Below are 16,420 nucleotides of genomic sequence, written 5' to 3' on the forward strand. Positions count from 1 at the left end.
AACCACATGTCTGGAATACAACGCATCAAACGCTGGGCCGGGCTTGGCATTGCCACCGGCGCGCTGGTGGCCGCCGGCATGAGCCCGGCCATGGCCGCAGAAGTGAATATCGGTTTCACCGGGCCGTTGTCCGGCGGGGCCGCGCTCTATGGCCAGAACGCACTCGAGGGGCTGAAAATGGCTGCGGCCGAGATCAACGCCGGGGGCGGAATCAAGGTCGACGGCAAGGCCTATGACATCAACCTGGTCAGCCTGGATGACCAATACGCACCAAGCCGCGCCGCGGTCAACGGCAAGCGCCTGGTTCAGCAGTACAACGCGCCCGCGGTTTTCACGCCGCACTCCGGGGGCACGTTCGCACTGCAGGCCTTCAACGAGCGTGACCGGTTTCTGGTGATGTCCTATACCTCGATTCCCGAGGTCACCAGCAAGGGCAACAAACTCACGGTCAAGATTCCGCCGAACTTCACCGATTATGTAGCGCCGTTCGCCAAGCTCACCATGGAACGTTTCGGGCCGAAGCTGGCGATCGCCAACGCCACCCACGACTACGCCAAATACTGGACCAAGGCGTTCGTTCCGGCCTGGAAGAAAGCCGGCGGCGAGATCGTGGCCGACAATCCGATGGACTACAACAAGTCCGCGGATTTCTATACCGGTGTCAGCAAGGTGCTGGCCGCCGATCCCGACGTGTTGTTCATCGGCGGCGCCTCGGAGCCGACCGGCTTGGTCGTGCGCCAGGCGCGCGAGCTGGGCTTTGAGGGCGGCTTCGTGATCATGGATCAGGCCAAGGTCAGCGAAGTGGCCCGCGTGGCCGGCGGTATGGCCGCGCTGGAAGGCGCGGTGGGCGTTGCACCGTTGTCACACCTGGACACGCCGGGCGCCAAATCCTTCATCAAGCTCTACGCGAAGGATCACGACAACGTTCCGACCGCTGAAACCGCCTACAACTACTTCGCGATGTTCCTGTTGGCCCGGGCCATGGAAAGCGCCGGCACGGTGACGGACGTCGCCGATATCCGAGCCGCGATTCCCCAGGCGCTCAAGCAGGTGGACACGACGCACAACCCGTTTGCCGTCACGAGCATGACCGACGACGGCAACCTGGCCATTGATGTACGCATCGCTGAAGTCACCGACGGCAAGGTCGACATCCTGCAGCGCTCGGATATGGATCTGGACTAAGCGGGGGCGATACCTACTCGGTCCAGGCCGGCGGATCGTCGTCGGCGGGCTGATCGAGGATCGTTTGGACAGACATCGTGGCCGGGCGGGGTGCCCGGCCGCGACGAGCAGGCCAGTGACGGGCGCTCATGCCGAGTGCCGGGATCACAGGGCAATAAAACGGCTCGGCCGACCGAGCTTTCATTAAAAAGGGGCCCATCGAACCCGCAATACCCGACCCGCAGGCACTGCGGCGCGGCGGGACTGCGCGTCGATGCGGACAAAAGCGAGCGGAGATCAGGATGAGCGACTTCAACACCATGGGCCGGGGCGCCCGGCGCCTGCGTCGGATGGCCTCTTTGTCAGGGCTGGTCGTGGCCGCTGGACTCGGGGCCAACCCGGCGGCTGCCATACAGACCGATTTCGGCGTGGATTATCGGGCCACGACGTTTTACGTCGATTCGAACGCGTTCGATAACGATACGGCAGGCTTTGTCGACAGCGATCAGGGCTTTGCCCAGTACCTGCGGGTCGAGGCCGATTTCAAGCACGAGGAAACCGGCGTTCAGGTCATCACGCGTGTCGAGCTCTCGGGCGATCGCTGGACCGGCGACGAGCGCCAGTACTCGCCCACGGCCCAGCGCGCCTTCAACACCACCAATACCGGCGATACCGTGCGTCTGGATCTGGGTTTCGTGCAGATCCCCATCGGCAAGACGCTGATTCGGGTGGGTCGACAGGAAGCCAACTTCAACAACTGTTTTCTGGTCTGTGATGACCGGCGTGATCGTATCTTCGCCGCGCGCGGCATCGGCCCGGTCAATGCCTTTGTGCTCTATGACCGGCGTCAGGACAATGCCTCGTTCGCCAATATCGATAACGGCGATCAGTTCCTGGGCGGCTTTGTCACGCCGCTGGGCAAGTCGGGTTGGAACCTTGGCGCGCTGTATCTCTACTACAACGACAACTACGACGGTCAGCTTTCCGACTATGCGTTTCTGCCCGGTTCGCCGGTGCAGCAGAGCACCGATGCCCCGGGTGGCGTGACCGCCGGGGCACCTTATGTGCTCGACGGCGGGCAGGCCGTGTCGGCTTACATGACCGGCGCGCTCGGGGCCGTGGATATCGAGTTCGGCACCAACATTTTCTATGAAGGCGACGTCGATAACGACACCACCCCCGGCCGCGAGGATTTCCTCAACGATGTCGGCTGGGCCGAGTATCTGCGGATCGGTACCGAATTCGATCGCTACGCGCTGCGTGCCCAGTACATCGGCACCCAGGACGGTGGCTATCTATCCACCGGGTTCGATACCTATACCTCGACCATCAACTCCAATCCGGAATCCACGGCCAATCCCACCAGCGTGTATTCCGTGGGCCGTGCGTTCGGTGTGAAGAACTTCAATCAGAACTTCTTCGTGGCCAACGGCACCGTCGATCTGACCGACAAACTGGCGCTGGGGGCATCGGTGGGTGCCTTGAACATCAGCATTCCCGACAGCGCGGGCGGGCAGAGCGATACCAGCATGGTCTACGACGCCGAGCTGTCATACCAGTACAACTCGGTCTTTCGGACCTGGTTCACCGCGGGCTGGGTCGAGTCCAACGACGCGATCTTCCCGCAGGGCAACTCGCTCATCGGTAGTATCAGCGGTACCAACCTCGACGATAATCACGTGTTCGCCACGAGTTTGAACATCGGCGTCGAGTTCTAAGGGAGAGGGATCATGCAGGGCAGATATACGATAGTGGGACTCATGCTGGTTGCCGGTCTGGCCGGCTGTGCCACCACGGCCAGCGAGTCCGGCCCGCAGGATCCCGAGGCCGCCGAGCGCTCTCTGGCGTTGGCTGACTCGCAGAGTGCGTTCGGCTATGAGTCACCGGACTGGGGCACGCCGTTCTGGGAGCGGCTGTCCGAGAAGGTTGATCGGGCACGGGCCAGCAGCGCCGAGGCGCCGGCCACGACCGACGACACGCTCAATCCCACCCCGCAATCGGAGCCGATGACGCCTTATCAAGGCACACCGGCCATCGCGGCGGCAGCTGCCACGGGCACGGCCGCCGCTATCCGGCCGGCCACGGGTGCCGACGGCCTGGCGCCGTCCGTGGCGCTGGCCTGGCAGGGCGACGGCGCTGTACCGGCTGCACTTACGGATCTGTCACAACGCCTGCAATCCGCCGGTATGGTCGTTGTCGGGCCCAACGCGCTTGCGGATGCCATCAGCGATGCGCCGGGCTGTAACACGCTGACCCGGCCAGACTGTCTGGCCAGTATCGCCCGGTATCCGGCCCCCCGGTTACTGCTGGTGGCCGCGCCCGCTGGTGATGCGTTGTCGATTGTCACCTACGATACGCAGTTTGGCGCGCGCTACAGCGCGACCCGTCTGGATCGTCAGGCCCCGCCCTCACGAGCCCTGGATACCCTGGTGGCCGCCGAGCGCCGACGGTTGCGTATCGCCCCCTGGTTCACGCGCAGCTTTGCCGAGCGCGACGGGCAGTATTATCTGGCGGCCGGCCAGGCCGAGGGGTTGGGTATCGGCGATCGATTGGCGGTCCATGAATCCGGCGAGTTGGTCCGCGGGCCGGCCGGCCAGCCCGTGGTCTGGGAGCCCGGGGCACGTAGCGCCACGCTGGTCATCGAACAGGTACTGGGCGCCAATACCAGCGTGGCACGGCTTGAAAGCGGCACCCGTGTATCGCCCGAAGCACTGCTGACCGCTGGCGATGCCCGCTGACGCGTCGTCGCCCGTCTTTGGCACGGGCGCGCGGGTTTCGTATGCTTCAGCGTTGACAGCGCGTGGTGTAATTCCAAGCTAACGCGTCTTGATCGACGATCAACAGTAGCGAGCCGATGGCGAAACGAAAAGACACCTCGGAGCCGGCCCAGGCCACGGGCAAGCCTCCCCAGCAGATCTCTGCGCTGGCGCGGGGGTTGGAGCTTCTGCGCTGTTTCGGCAATGGCGCCGAATATCTGGGCAATGCCGAGCTGGCCGATCGCACGGGTATTCCGCGGCCAACCGTCTCGCGTATCACGGCCACGTTGACCCAGCTGGGTTATCTGCTCTATATCGCCGATCTGGAGCGCTATCGCCTGGGGCCGGGCGTCATGGATCTGGGGTATCGCTATCTGGCCAGCGAAGGCGTGAGCACGTTGGCGCGTCCTTTCATGCAGGAACTGGCCGAGGCCACCGATTGCATGATCGCGTTGGGCGCGCCGGAAGCCACCCACATCACTTATATTCAGTGTTGTCAGGGCAGCGGCCCGCTCATCCTGCGCATGCAGACCGGCTCACGCGTGCCGATCGGGCTATCGGCCATGGGCCGGGCGCTGCTCGCGGGCATGACACCGGCCCAGCGCGTGCCTTATCTCGAGGCCATCCAGCGCGACAATCCGTCCGACTGGCCGGCTATCGAGGACAGCCTGGAGGCTGCCTACGCCGAGTATGCCGCCTACGGCTTCTGTACCTCGCAGGCCGAATGGAGCCGGGATATCAGCGGGGTCGGCGTGCCGCTTTATGTCGAGGCCGAGCAGCGCATGCTGGCCTTCAACTGCGGCGGCGCGGCGCAGCGGCTGACCCAGCAGGTACTGACCGACAATCTCGGTCCGCGCCTCAAAACGCTCGTCGATCAGGTCGAGGCCCTGTTGACCGGCCAGGGCACGACGTCCGCTCAGTCGCACCGCGGCTAGGGCATGCCGAGCGGCGGGTGCGGCCACAACACTCGACATTAGTGGAATAGCGTTTCATTTGTCGTTGACCCGCTTCAGGGGGCGTGACAAATTCGATCTTATCTGGCGCGTCGGTCGTGGCGCGGGTTAACAGGAGATCGCATGCAGGCTCTATCCGAACGCGCACAGACGCTCAAGGCCGAGGTCGAGGCCTTCATGGCCGAACACGTCTACCCGGCCGAGTCGGTCTACGCCCAGCAGCTTGAAGACGCCGCGAACCGTTGGGCCCCGCCACCGATCATTGAAGCGCTGAAGAAGAAAGCCAGGGCCGCCGGGCTATGGAACCTGTTCCTGCCGGACTCCGAACACGGCGCCAACCTGTCGAACTTCGACTATGCGCATCTCTGCGAGATCATGGGGCGCTCGACGATCGCCCCCGTGGTGTTCAATTGCAGTGCGCCGGATACCGGCAATATGGAAGTGCTGGCCCGCTACGGTAGCGATGCCCAGAAGGATCGTTGGCTGAAGCCGCTTCTGGCCGGGGAGATCAAGTCCTGTTTCTCCATGACCGAGCCGGATGTGGCCTCCTCGGATGCCACCAATATCGCGACCGAGATCAGGCGCGGCGGCGATGACTACGTCATCAACGGCCGCAAGTGGTGGTCCTCCGGGGCGATGGCTACCAACTGCAAGATTGCCATCGTCATGGGCAAGAGCGATCCGTCGGCCGAGCGTCACAAGCAACAATCGATGATCCTCGTGCCGCTCGACACGCCGGGCGTGACGATCGAACGCGCGCTGCATGTCTTTGGCTATGACCACGCGCCGAAAGGCCATGCCGAGATCAGCTTCGACAACGTGCGCGTGCCGGCCGAAAATCTGATCCTGGGCGAAGGCCGTGGTTTCGAGATCGCCCAGGGCCGGCTCGGCCCGGGACGGATTCATCACTGCATGCGCACCATCGGGATCGCCGAACGCGCGCTGGAAGCCATGTGTGATCGCGTCGAGGCGCGGGAAAGCTTCGGCCGCAAGCTTTCCGAATTCGACTCCATCCGCAAGCAAATCGCCACCTCACGGATCGAGATCGACCAGGCTCGGCTGATGACGCTCAAGGCGGCCCAAATGATGGACGAGGTAGGCAATAAAGAAGCTCGCCAGGAAATTGCCATGATCAAGGTCATCGCCCCGGAAATGGCCCTGCGCGTGATCGATCGTGCGATTCAGGCCCACGGCGCCATGGGCGTCTGCCAGGACACTTTCCTGGCCGATGCCTGGGCGAACGTGCGCACCCTGCGCCTGGCCGACGGCCCCGATGAAGTGCATCTGGACTCCATCGCCAAGCTCGAACTGCGAAAGCAGGCGGCTCGAAGAGGCTAGCCAGCATTAATTCCATCCGCACATAGACGCGAATGAGCGCAAATGAAAGAAAATAAAGAAAAAGACAAAGGCAAAGGCAATCCGCAGATGGACGCAGATGTAACGCAGATGGCGTTGGTGGGGCAGAAGGCGCCGAGTTGTCGCTGCTAGTAGCGCAGGCCATCGGGCACCTTGAAAGCGATGTGTATTGATCTTCATCGCATTTTTTAATCTGCGCCAATCGGCGTGCATCGGCGGATTGTCTTTCTTTTCATTGGTTAGCCAAGGTTAATTTCATCCGCAAATAGACGCGAATGAGCGCAAATGAATATAGGCGGATTTGTCCGCGAATGAACGCGAATAAAGAAAAAGATAAAGGCAGTCCGCCGATGGACGCCGATGTGCGCAGATTAAAAGACAGGATAAAGACCAAAAACCGCTTTCTCCAAACGCGCGGGTGCCCGCGTTAGCAGCGACGACGCCGCACACCCCGCGCCACGAATGTCATCTGCGTTTCATCGGCGTCCATCTGCGGATAACCCTGTCTGTATTCATTCGCGTTTATTTGCGGATAGTTCGAAAAGAAAAAACGCACGAGTCAGAACGAAAGCACGGATCGTCTCGTCTTCTTCATCATCGGATTTTTCTCAATCGCGCGCAGTCGCGGTTATCGGCGGACTAACCACAGAACAAGCGCACAACCGGAACAAAAGTGCAGGAGGAGTTCATGCAAGACACGTTGTTCGATCTGAGCGGCAAGGTGGCCGTGATCACGGGCTCGTCTCGCGGGATCGGCGCGGCCATTGCCGAGCAGATGGCCCGTCACGGGGCCCGCGTGGTGGTGTCCAGTCGCAGGGCCGAGGCCTGTGAGCCGGTGGCGCAGAAGCTGCGCGATGCCGGGCACGAGGCGATTGCGGTTGCCTGTCATATCGGCCACAAGGACCAGCTAAAGAACCTGGTCGCCGAGACGAAGAAAGCCTTTGGCCGGATCGATGTTCTGATCTGTAACGCCGCCACCAATCCGGTCTATGGCCCGACCTCGGAGATCAGTGACGAGGCCTGGGACAAGATCATGGAAACCAATGTCCGCTCGACGTTCTGGCTGTGCAATATGGTGGCCCCGGATATGGCCGCCCAGGGCGGGGGCAATATCATCGTGCTGTCCTCGATTGCCGGCCTGCGCGGTAACGGCGTAATCGGGGCCTACGGCGTGTCCAAGGCCGCCGAGGCCGCCCTAGTGCGCAATCTGGCCGTTGAGTGGGGGCCGAAGAATATTCGTGCCAACGCGATCGCCCCGGGCCTGATCCGCACCGATTTCGCCAAGGCCCTGCTGGATGATCCCGAGCGCAAGAAACAGGCCGAGCAGCGTACGCCGGTCCGGCGTATCGGCGAGCCCGATGATATCGCCGGCGTGGCCGTGTTTCTGGCAAGCCAGGCCGGGGCCTATGTCACCGGCCAGACGTTGGTGGCCGACGGCGGGGAGACCATCTGCTGATGCACAACAACGACAAGCCAAACGACGCCGTGGGCGCACCGGAAATCGTGGCCGTGCGCGAGGCGCATCGCCTGGACGAGGCCGCACTGGCCGGCTTCATGCGCGATCACAACCTGCTCGACGGCGATCTGACGGTCGAACAGTTCCAGGGTGGCCAGTCGAACCCGACGTATCTGTTGACTACGGGGACCGGCGACCGGCGGGCACGCTATGTGCTGCGCAAGAAACCGCCGGGCGAGATTTTGCCGTCGGCGCATCGCATCGATCGCGAGTACAAGGTGATGCATGCGCTGCGCGACGCGCCCGGCGTGCCGGTGCCGGCGATGCGGGCCTACGGCACCGACGAGTCGATCCTCGGCACTGAATTCTTCATCATGGATTATATCGCCGGGCGGGTGTTTTCCGATCCCGGCCTGCCGGATCTGGCGCCGGCCGAGCGCGGCACGCTGTATGGGGCGATGATCGATCGGATGGCCGATCTGCATTCGGTGGACGTCGAGGCCGCGGGCCTGGCTGATTTCGGCAAACCGCACGGCTACGTCGAGCGCCAGATCAAGCGCTGGCGCAGCCAGTACGAGGCCTCGACGGACGCGCCCGATGCCAACATGATCGCGCTTGGCGACTGGTTGGCCGACAACATACCCGCCGACGTGGCCCCGGCCATCGCCCACGGTGACTTCCGCCTGGGCAATCTGTTGGTGGCCCCGGGGAGCTTCGAGGTCGCGGCCGTGCTGGACTGGGAGTTGGCCACCCTCGGCCATCCCATCGCCGATCTGGCCTATGCCTGTATGCCGTATTACCTGCCCCAGGGCATTCCGGGATTGAAAGGCATCGACGGCATGGATCTGGCGGCCGCCGGCATCCCGAGCGAGGCCGATCAACTGGCCCGCTATCGCGAGCGCCGCGGAATTGGGCCGATCGACGATTGGCCGGTATTCATGGCGTTTTCGTTGTTTCGGATCGCGGCTATCCTGCAAGGCGTCTATGCCCGGGCCCAGGCCGGCAACGCCAGCAACGCCGATGCGCTTGCCGTGGGCAAACAGGCCACGGTGATGGCCGAGTGCGGCTGGAAGATCGCGCGCGATGCCGGCTGACGACGAGTCCCCGCGCCTGTCGCGGGTGCTGGTCACCAACGACGACGGCATTGATGCCCCGGGCCTGGCCGTGGCCGAGGCGATCGCCGCGGCGATCGCCGACGAGGTATGGGTCGTGGCCCCGGCGGCCGATCAATCCGGTCGCGGCCAGGCGATCACCGTGCGTACGCCCGTGGACGTCACGGCCCACGGGCCAAGACGCTACGCCGTGACCGGCACGCCGGCCGACTGTGTATTGCTGGCACGGGCGCACTGGCTGGCCGACACCCCGCCGGATCTGGTTATCGCCGGGGTCAATCGCGGGGCCAATATCTCCGACACGATTGTCTATTCCGGGACCATCGGCGCGGCCCTGACCGCCGAGCACACGGGCCTGTGTGCCGTGGCACTCAGCCAGGCGTTCCGTGGCGCGGCCGAAACGGCTGATTTCTCGCCTGCCATCGCCTACGGCCAGCGTGTCGTCGCCCAGCTTCTGGCCGGAGCCGCGCGCGACGAGGCAGGCCGGCTGCGGGGCGCCTGGAGCGTCAATTTTCCGGCCGCCAAGGACGAGACGCCGATTCAGGGCATCGATTGGGCGCGTGGCGCGCGGGGCGGGACCGTGCGCCCGCGGGCCGAGCGGGTTGCCGGCCACGCCGATCGTTTTCAGCTGGCGTTCGCGCGGGGGGCAACGCCCGTGGTGGATCCACAAAGCGATGTCGCCGTGTTGCGCGGGCGCCGCATCAGCGTCATGCCGTTGACCAACGAGCGCTGCGATATCGCCGCGTTTGAGTCTGCGACCAATAGACGAGGCTGGCGTCTCGACAAGACCGGTTCGGCGCGCTAAAAATAAAAACGAAACAGCATTTCAAAAAAGAGCGACGGTCTGGAATACCGATCGCTCGCGCGCCCGAGGAGATCTGTCATGTTCGACCGGCATCACGCGGTCTGGCCCGAGAACGTTCCCTACACGCTGACGCTGCCCCGGACCAGTCTCTACGAGAATCTGGAAATCTCGGCGCGTCGATATCCTGATCGGGCCGCGATCATTTATTACGATCGCGAACTGTCGTATAAAACGCTGGACGCGGAAGTGAACCGTCTGGCGGGCTTTCTTCAAGCCAAGGGCGTGGTCGCCGGGGATCGGGTGCTGTTGTTCATGCAGAACGCGCCGCAGTTCGTGATCGCCTACTACGCGATCCTGCGGGCCGATGCGGTGGTCGTGCCGGTCAATCCGATGAACCAGTCGCCGGAGCTGGCCCACTATATTGACGATACCGAGGCCACGGTGGCCATCTGTGGCCAGGAGCGCTTCGAGGCCATGGCGCCGTGGGTGGCCGCGGGCCGCATCACGACCTGCGTGGTGGCGGCTTATAACGACTACATCGACCCCGATACCGACCTGGATCTGCCGGCTGAGGTGGCCGCGCCCGCCGCCGAGCTGTCGCAACCCGGTGCTGTGGCCTGGGCCGAGGCCTTGAGTGCTGGCCATGCGCCTGGCCCCCATGCCGCGCAATCCGATGATCTGGCCGTGCTGCCTTACAGCTCGGGCACCACCGGCGCGCCCAAGGGCTGCATGCATACCCATGCCTCGGTCACGGCCACCATGGTCAACGGCCTGGTCTGGACACGCTCGCACCCGGAAGGGCTCACGCTCGGCACGCTGCCCCTGTTCCATGTCACCGGCATGCAGAACAGCATGAACTCACCGATCTATGCCGGCTCGACCGTGGTGCTGATGACCCGCTGGGACCGGTTGACGGCCGCGCGCCTGATCGAGCGTTATCGCATCAATCGCTGGACCAATATCGTGACCATGGTCATCGATATGCTGGCCGATCCGGCCATCGAGTCGTTTGATCTATCGAGTCTGGAGCACTTGAGCGGCGGCGGGGCGGCCATGCCCGAAGCTGTTTCCGACAAGCTGTTCGCGCTCACTGGCCTGCGCTACGTCGAGGGTTATGGCTTGTCGGAAACGATCGCGGCCACCCATCTCAACCCGCCGGATGCGCCCAAGAAACAATGCCTGGGCGTGCCGTTGTTCGATGTGGATTCGCGCATCATCGATCCCGAGACGACCAACGAGCTGGGCGTGGGTGAAGTGGGCGAGATCATCACGCACGGGCCGCAGGTGCAGACCGGCTATTGGCGCCGGCCCGAGGCCAACGCGGCGTCGTATCTGGCACTGGACGGCAAGCGTTTCTTTCGCACCGGGGATCTGGGCTATTACGACGACGAGGGCTATTTCTTCATCGTCGATCGCGTCAAACGCATGATCAACGCCTCGGGCTACAAGGTCTGGCCGGCCGAGGTGGAGTCGATGATGTTCAACCACCCCGAGATCCGCGAGGCCTGTGTCATCAGCCAGCCCGACGCGCGCCGGGGTGAGAAGGTCAAGGCCTGCGTGGTACTGGCCGCTGATGCGGCGGCCACGCCCGAGACGATCCGTGAGTGGTGTCGTGAGCAGATGGCCGCCTACAAGGTGCCCAGCGTGATCAAGATCTGCGAGGCCCTGCCGCGCTCGCCCACCGGCAAGATCCAGTGGCGCCAACTACAAGAAGCCGAATGGGCCGACACGGCCCCGGCTGATGCCTGATTTTCACGATTTTGCAGATTACGGACAGGAGCAATCATGAGTGACGTGGTGACTTATCGGCTGGAATCCGATATCGGCGTGATCGCCATCGACAACCCGCCGGTCAATGCGCTGGGCCACGCGGTACGTGAGGGGCTTCTGGCCGCCTTGGACAAGGGCCTGGCCGATGGCCGCGCCCATGCGCTGGTGATCATCGGCGCCGGGCGCACGTTTCCGGCCGGTGCCGATATCAAGGAATTCGGCCAGACGCCGAAAGAACCGTCGTTGCCCGAGGTCATCGATCGTATCGAGGCGGCCGACAAGCTCACGATCGCAGCCGTCCACGGCACCGCCCTGGGCGGCGGTATGGAAGTGACGCTGGGCTGCGATTATCGCGTGGCGACGAGTGATGCGCGTATGGGCCTGCCCGAGGTCAATCTGGGCCTGTTGCCGGGCGCGGGTGGCACCCAGCGCCTGCCACGCCTGATCGGCGCCAAGGCCGCGCTCGAAATGATCGTCGACGGCAAGCCGGTCAAGGCGGCCAAGCTGCATGACGCCGGTATCGTGGATGAAATCATCGACGGCGATCTGGAAGCCGGCGCGCTGGAATATGCGCGCAAGCTGGCCGATCACGACGCGCCGGCGCGTCCGGTGCGCCAGCTCGACGTTGAGAAAGTCGACGACGATGTCTTCACCGATTTCCGCGCCAGCATCGAAAAACGCAAGCGCGGCTTTCTGGCGCCGTTTCATTGCATCGAGGCTGTGCGGGCCGCCGTCGAGCAGGATTTCGATGCCGGCATGGCCCGCGAGCGCGAGCTGTTCGCCGAGCTCCTGGCCTCGCCCGAGTCGGCCGCCCAGCGCCATGTCTTTTTCGCCGAGCGCGAAGTGGGCAAGGTGCCGGGCATCGCGAAAGACACGCCCAAGCGCGAAATCAAGCAGGTCGGCATCATCGGGGCCGGCACCATGGGCGGCGGTATCGCCATGAATTTCCTGTCGGCCGGCATCCCGGTAACGATGGTGGAAATGAAGCAGGAGGCCCTGGATCGCGGTGTTTCCATCATCCGCAAGAACTACGAGGCCACGGCCAAGAAAGGCCGTATCACCGCCGAGCAGGTCGACAAGGCCATGAGCTGCCTGTCGACCACGCTGTCCTACGATGATCTGGCGGATGCCGATCTCATCATCGAGGCCGTGTTCGAGTCGATGAAGGTCAAGAAACAGGTCTTCGGCGAGCTGGATCGTGTGGCCAAGAAAGGCGCGATTCTGGCCACCAACACCTCGACGCTGGATGTCGACGAGATCGCGGCCTCGACCTCGCGGCCCGAAGACGTGCTGGGCATGCACTTCTTCTCGCCGGCCAACGTGATGAAGCTGCTGGAAAACGTGCGCGGCGAAAAAACGGCCGACGACGTCGTGGCCACGGTGATGGACCTGTCCAAGCGCATCGGCAAGGCCGGCGTGATGGTCGGTGTCTGTCACGGCTTCGTGGGCAACCGTATCCTGCACAAACGCCAGGATCAGGCGGTGCAGCTGGTCAACGAAGGCGCGACCCCTGAGCAGGTCGATCGCGTGATCTATGACTTCGGCATGCCGATGGGCCCCTTCGCCATGGCCGATCTGGCCGGATTGGATGTGGGTTGGCGTATCCGTGAAGATATTCGCGAGAACGACCCGGCCAACGCCCCCGAGCGTAACTGGATGGACGCGCTGGCCGAGGACGAGCGCTGGGGCCAGAAGACCGGCGCCGGCGTGTTCGAATACGCCGAGGGCGACCGCACGCCCAAGCGGTCGGACGTGGCCCACGCGGAGATCGAGGCGTATCGCGCGGCTAATAACATCACCCCGCGTGAGATCAGCGATACCGAAATCCTTGAGCGCTGTCTCTACGTGATGGTCAACGAAGGCGCGCGCATCCTGGAAGAAGGCATCGCCGCGCGCCCGCTGGACGTGGATATCGTCTGGATCTATGGCTACGGCTTCCCCGTCTATCGCGGCGGGCTGATGTTCTGGGCCGATCAGGTGGGTCTGTCCACGATCCTCGAACGCATCAAGACCTTCCACGCCGATACCGGTGCCGACACCTGGCAGCCGGCCTCGCTGCTCGAGCGCCTGGTATCCGAAAACAAGCGTTTCGCGGATCTGTAGACCCGCCCGTTTCTAGCCGAGAATAATCATGGATATCGAATACAACGAGGCCGAGCGGGTGTTTCGCGACGAGGTGCGGGCGTTCATCGCCGACAACCTGCCCGAGGAAACATCGCGCCGGGTCAAGGCCTTCAAGAGCGTGACGCCGGAAATGATGACGGCCTGGCAGGGCGCGCTGTCGCAAAAAGGCTGGCTGGCCGTCAACTGGCCGGTCGAGCACGGCGGCACGGGCTGGAGCCCGATCGAAAAACATATCTTCGAAGAAGAGTGTGCCGAGGCCGGGGCCCCGCGCATCCTGCCGTTCGGGCTGAACATGGTGGCCCCGGTCATCATCAAGTTCGGCACCCAGGCCCAAAAAGACTATTACCTGCCACGAATTCTGAACAACGAGGACTGGTGGGCCCAGGGTTACTCCGAGCCGGGCGCGGGCTCGGATCTGGCGAGCCTGAAATGCCGGGCCGAGCGCGATGGCGATCACTACGTCGTCAACGGCCAGAAGACCTGGACCACGCTCGGCCAGCACGCCAACATGATCTTCGTGCTGGTGCGCACCAATACCCAGGTCAAGAAACAGGAGGGCATCTCGTTCCTCCTGGTCGATATGAACACCCCCGGCGTGACCGTGCGCCCGTTGATCACCCTCGACGGCGAGCACGAGGTCAACGAGGTCTTTTTCGACGACGTACGCGTGCCGGCTGACAACCTCGTGGGCGAGGAGAACAAGGGCTGGACCTGTGCCAAGTATCTGCTCACCTTCGAGCGGACGGGCATCGCCGGTGTGGGTATTTCCAAGGCCGCACTCGCGCATCTGAAAGAGATCGCCGCCGGCCAGATCGTCGACGGCAAGCCGTTGATTGCACACCCGCGAACCGCCGAGCGCATCGTGGATCTCGAAATGGAGCTCATGGCGGTCGAAATGACCAACCTGCGCACCGTATCGGCGGCTGAGGCCGGCGGCGTGCCCGGGGCCGAAAGCTCGTTCTTGAAGATCATGGGCACCGAGGTGCGCCAGAAGATCTCGGATCTGTATCGCGAGATCGCCGGGCCGCAGGCCTTGCCGTTCACGTATCTCGAAGACGAGGCCGCGGCCTGTGTGGATGACTTCGCCTCACCGGCAGCACCCACGTATTTCAATCTGCGCAAGCTCTCGATCTTCGGCGGCTCGAACGAGATTCAAAAGAACATTATCGCCAAGGCGATTCTCGGCCTCTAAGCCGATCCGCACTGGCTGACAAACGCACACGAATGAGGTGGCGTCATGGATTTTTCTTATAGCGACGAGCAGCGCATGCTCGCCGATCTGGTCACCCGCGTGGTGGCCGATCACTATGCCTTCGATGCTCGCGAGGGCTATATTGCCTCGCCCGAAGGCCACAGCCCGGATGTCTGGGCGCAGTTTGCCGAGCTGGGGCTGCTTGCCGTGCCGTTCTCTGAAACCGCCGGCGGCTTCGATGGCGGCGGCGCCGAGCTGATGGTCGTGGCCGAGGGGCTGGGCCGCGGTCTGGTCGTCGAGCCCTATCTCGGCCGGATCGTACTGGCCGGCTGTTTTCTGGATGGCGCCCTGGATGATGCAGCCAAGGCGGACACGCTCGAGCCGCTCATCACGGGCGAGGCCCGCTGGGCACTGGCCGTGCACGAACCGGCCGGGCGCTATGACCCGTACTGGATCGAGACCACCGCCGTGAAAGACGGGCAGGGCTGGCACCTATCGGGCCGAAAGGCCACCGTACTGGCCGGCGACAGCGCCGATCATCTGATCGTCATCGCCCGTACCTCGGGCGACAACCCGGCCCAGTCCGGGCTGTCGGCGTTCTGGGTCGATGCCGATACCGCCGGCGTACGCCGTACCGGCTATACCACCATTGACGGCCAGCGCGCCGCCGAAATCTGGCTGGATGATGTCGCCGTGGATGCCGATGCCCTGATCGGCGTCGAAGACGAGGCCGGTACGGCCCTGGAATACGCCCTCGATCGCGGCGTGGTCGCGCTTTGCGCCGAGGCCGCCGGGGCCATGGAGATCGCCTGTGATCTGACGCTGGATTATCTCAAGGAACGCAAGCAGTTCGGCGTGCCCATCGGCAGTTTCCAGGCCTTGCAGCATCGGATGGTCGATATGCGCATGAATCTGGAAAAAGTGCGCTCGCTCACGCTCTGGGCGGCCTGCTCGCTGGACGGTGACGCCACGGAACGCCGCCAGCGTCTGGCCTCGGCCAAGACGATGGTCGGTACCGCCGGGCGCAAGCTGGCCGAAGAAGCCATCCAGCTTTTCGGCGGCATGGGCATGATGGACGAATCCAGCGTGGCGCATTACGCCAAGCGCATCATCATGATCGATCATTATCTTGGCGATGCCAATTTCCACAAGGATCGGCTGCTGAGGATGTTGGCTGAGGAGTCGGTGGCATTGGCCTCGGGTAAGGCGGATCGGGCGGCTTGATCTGATTGGCCCGGGCCGTCTGATTGGTTAGGCGGCTCGGGCGTCGGCGGTTTCGGCTTTTGGTGTTTTGGAACAACCACGAGCTGCTTTAGCCGGGCGTTTTCGCACTGTTGTGCGAGTCCCTTCTTTTGCTTGTCTAAAAGAAGGAACCAAGGAAAAGACCCCGTCCTCGGCGCCGGCTTTGCCGGTCTACTCCGATGCTTACGTCAACGGGACGCGCCCATAAATAATTTTTAGGACTCACATCGCTTTCGCGATGCTTAAACATCTTTGCGCGCCGGCGCAGTGCGCCGGACACCCGCCGCCGCTCCGCGTCTCCGTCGCCTTCAGCAACGGACCGAATACGGAGCGGGCGACCAAGTCTTGAGAGTGGAGCCAGAGTCCACGGTGGGCACCTCATGTTTCGGCCCAGCGCCGCACCTGCCGCGCCGTGTCTGTATTCGCAGCCCCTTCAGAGCCGGCGCAGACGTGCAGGTTGCATGGGTGTCTGGCGCACCGCGCCAGCGCG

General features: G+C 63.6%; 12 protein-coding genes. All 12 read left to right on the top strand.

The window, feature by feature from the left end; genetic code table 11:
• The first annotated feature begins 6 nt into the window (after positions 1 to 6).
• Positions 7 to 1,185 (top strand): ABC transporter substrate-binding protein, encoded by a 1,179-nt coding sequence (locus SAJA_RS02815; protein ID WP_123657137.1) that lies wholly within the window; start codon positions 7 to 9, stop codon positions 1,183 to 1,185.
• Positions 1,186 to 1,466: 281 nt separating this feature from the next.
• Positions 1,467 to 2,882, top strand: a complete 1,416-nt coding sequence (locus SAJA_RS02820; RefSeq protein WP_123657138.1) for a hypothetical protein — start codon at positions 1,467 to 1,469, stop codon at positions 2,880 to 2,882.
• Between the two features lie 12 nt (positions 2,883 to 2,894).
• The gene (locus tag SAJA_RS02825) at positions 2,895 to 3,902 is read left to right on the top strand and encodes a hypothetical protein (protein ID WP_123657139.1); all 1,008 of its coding nucleotides are present in this window, start codon (positions 2,895 to 2,897) and stop codon (positions 3,900 to 3,902) included.
• A gap of 116 nt (positions 3,903 to 4,018) precedes the next feature.
• Positions 4,019 to 4,855 (top strand): IclR family transcriptional regulator, encoded by an 837-nt coding sequence (locus SAJA_RS02830; RefSeq protein ID WP_123657140.1) that lies wholly within the window; start codon positions 4,019 to 4,021, stop codon positions 4,853 to 4,855.
• A 141-nt stretch (positions 4,856 to 4,996) separates the two neighbouring features.
• Complete coding sequence (locus SAJA_RS02835; RefSeq protein ID WP_123657141.1) at positions 4,997 to 6,211, top strand: acyl-CoA dehydrogenase family protein; 1,215 nt, start codon at positions 4,997 to 4,999, stop codon at positions 6,209 to 6,211.
• Between the two features lie 706 nt (positions 6,212 to 6,917).
• Positions 6,918 to 7,685, top strand: a complete 768-nt coding sequence (locus SAJA_RS02840) for an SDR family NAD(P)-dependent oxidoreductase (RefSeq protein ID WP_123657142.1) — start codon at positions 6,918 to 6,920, stop codon at positions 7,683 to 7,685.
• A complete protein-coding gene (locus SAJA_RS02845) occupies positions 7,685 to 8,779 on the top strand; it encodes a phosphotransferase family protein (RefSeq protein WP_123657143.1) in 1,095 nt (364 codons plus the stop codon). The genes SAJA_RS02840 and SAJA_RS02845 overlap by 1 nt, the downstream gene beginning before the upstream one ends.
• Entirely contained in the window at positions 8,769 to 9,602 is an 834-nt protein-coding gene (gene surE / locus SAJA_RS02850) for a 5'/3'-nucleotidase SurE (RefSeq protein WP_123657144.1), read from the top strand. The genes SAJA_RS02845 and surE overlap by 11 nt, the downstream gene beginning before the upstream one ends.
• Positions 9,603 to 9,680: 78 nt before the next feature.
• Complete coding sequence (locus tag SAJA_RS02855) at positions 9,681 to 11,351, top strand: long-chain fatty acid--CoA ligase (protein WP_123657145.1); 1,671 nt, start codon at positions 9,681 to 9,683, stop codon at positions 11,349 to 11,351.
• A 36-nt stretch (positions 11,352 to 11,387) separates the two neighbouring features.
• Positions 11,388 to 13,475 (top strand): 3-hydroxyacyl-CoA dehydrogenase NAD-binding domain-containing protein, encoded by a 2,088-nt coding sequence (locus SAJA_RS02860; RefSeq protein ID WP_123657146.1) that lies wholly within the window; start codon positions 11,388 to 11,390, stop codon positions 13,473 to 13,475.
• Positions 13,476 to 13,503: 28 nt separating this feature from the next.
• Positions 13,504 to 14,688, top strand: a complete 1,185-nt coding sequence (locus SAJA_RS02865) for an acyl-CoA dehydrogenase family protein (RefSeq protein ID WP_123657147.1) — start codon at positions 13,504 to 13,506, stop codon at positions 14,686 to 14,688.
• A 45-nt stretch (positions 14,689 to 14,733) separates the two neighbouring features.
• Complete coding sequence (locus tag SAJA_RS02870) at positions 14,734 to 15,912, top strand: acyl-CoA dehydrogenase family protein (protein ID WP_123657148.1); 1,179 nt, start codon at positions 14,734 to 14,736, stop codon at positions 15,910 to 15,912.
• The last annotated feature ends 508 nt before the right edge of the window (positions 15,913 to 16,420 follow it).

The organism is Salinisphaera japonica YTM-1 (genome assembly GCF_003788585.1).
Classification (GTDB): domain Bacteria; phylum Pseudomonadota; class Gammaproteobacteria; order Nevskiales; family Salinisphaeraceae; genus Salinisphaera; species Salinisphaera japonica.